This window comes from Levilactobacillus fuyuanensis (assembly GCF_003946395.1).
Taxonomy (GTDB): Bacteria; Bacillota; Bacilli; order Lactobacillales; family Lactobacillaceae; genus Levilactobacillus; species Levilactobacillus fuyuanensis.
Window position 1 is genome coordinate 1 of record NZ_RHNZ01000045.1, and the last position, 1,911, is coordinate 1,911.

Genomic DNA, 1,911 nt, shown 5'->3' on the forward strand with positions numbered 1-1,911 from the left:
AATCGAGTAGGAGGTAACCAATTGGTTTGGCTACCGACCTCTCACACCACCGTACGTACGGTTCCGTATACGGCGGTTCAGTAATTTAGGCATGTTGAATAAGCTGGAGTGTTTTGGTCAGATTTATTAGACCGAGACGCTCCAGTTTTCTATTCGTTAACGTGTAAGTCAAAGTCGCACTATGCGCAGTTCGCCACGCACCTTTACGGGTGTTGGCGAAGGTATAGGCATCGTTATGGGAGAGGCCCAGGCGCTTTAAATTATTTACCTTGGTCTTGACTTTCTTCCATTGCTTCCAGAAGTACTGACGAATCCTACTCCGTAACCACTGGTCCAGAGCTTTGACGAATGTCGCCATCTTTCCAATGCCATAGTACTGAAGCCACCCGCGCATCTTTTGCCGGATTTCTACGAACATTTTATCCGTGGAAATTCCTCGATTGCGTTTGGTTAGCCGTTTTAATTCCCGCTTGACCCGTTCTTTGGCCTGACGCGCCGGACGAGCGTAAGCTCCTCCGCGCCCAACACCTAAAGAGAATCCTAGAAATTTAAGGCGTAATGGTGACCCAACCGTTGTTTTCTCTCGATTGACCGTGACTTTTAGGTCCTTCTCAAGAAATCGGGTGACACTCTCGAGAACCCTTTGTCCCGCCCGCTTGCTTTTGACATAAATATTACAGTCATCGGCATAGCGTACGAACTTATGTCCTCGGGAAGTGAGTACCTTGTCCAACTCATTCAAATAGATGTTCGCCAACAATGGCGACAAAGGGCCACCTTGAGGTGTACCCTTGCTACTCTTTTCCAAGAGCTTGCCATTCATGACGCCACTGGTTAGGAAACGGCGAATTAGCCGCAGTAGCCATGGGTCATTGATATATTGACCAACAAATTTAATGAGTAGGTCATGGTTGACCGTATCGAAGTAAGCTTTTAAATCCAGGTCCACTACGCAGTGGTAGCCCTGATTATAAAGCGATGTCACTCGGCTGATTGCTTCGTGTGCCCCTCGATTTGGTCGGAAGCCAAAGCTATTATCTGAGAACACTCGCTCAAAGACCGGCGTCATCACTTGGGCCACGGCTTGTTGTACTAAACGATCAACTACCGTAGGAATGCCAAGCTTTCGCTTGCCGCCGTTGGGCTTGGGAATTTCTACTCGTTTAACTGGCTGGGGCCGATAGGTTCCTTGGGCCAATTGCTTGACTAGTTCTTCCTTATGTTCTTTCAGATAAGGTAGGAGGTCTTCGACGGTCATACCATCGAGCCCTGCTGCCCCTTTGTTTCTCTTGACCCGGAGATACGCTAGGTTTAGATTATTCCGAGTCAAAACACGTTTAGAGAATTCCATGCCACTTATCATTGTGCCTTCACCGGGGAAGGTACTACGCGCCCCAGTGTACCTTTGGCCTTCCGGACCTATCTTCAACTGGTGGTCAGCTTGTTCTGTTTTCTGCGATTGTCGCACTTTCTCCACCTCCAATATCAATGATGAGTTATTACTGTTCAGTCCTTCAGGTTGCTGAAGCAATCCTACTATGACCTCGGCTGACTCCTGAAAGATTCAACGTACCATCACTGGCACGCTTGTTCCTGTGGCACTTAATGTGCCTCTTGTCGGGAACTTATCAATCAGGCCTCCCCGGGTAAGAACGCCAACTTTCGTACCATGTCACTGTCGACTTTACTGTCATGACTTCGAGTAGTATTGGACTTCGGTTTGTAAAGCAACTTCATCCAGTCATTTCCAGCCTTCTAGCCGTTTCTTGTACATCAGTGCAGTACTTTGCCTAGGGCTTCCTTCAGATTCCACCTCGCGATGGACACCCTTGCCTTCGGCTCGTGGTTCCGACTACTACGGCCCACAGCGGACTTTCACCGCCTAGTTAGCGCCCATGCCGGGCGCACTTT

1 protein-coding gene is annotated in these 1,911 nt (G+C 48.9%); it reads right to left on the bottom strand.

Annotation, left to right across the window (positions count from 1 at the left end; all coding sequences use genetic code 11):
* Positions 1-85: 85 nt before the first annotated feature.
* Positions 86-1,468 carry a group II intron reverse transcriptase/maturase gene (gene ltrA / locus EKM73_RS12630; protein ID WP_125702125.1) on the bottom strand — a complete coding sequence of 461 codons (1,383 nt, stop codon included), beginning with the start codon at positions 1,466-1,468 and terminating at the stop codon, positions 86-88.
* Between the last annotated feature and the right edge of the window lie 443 nt (positions 1,469-1,911).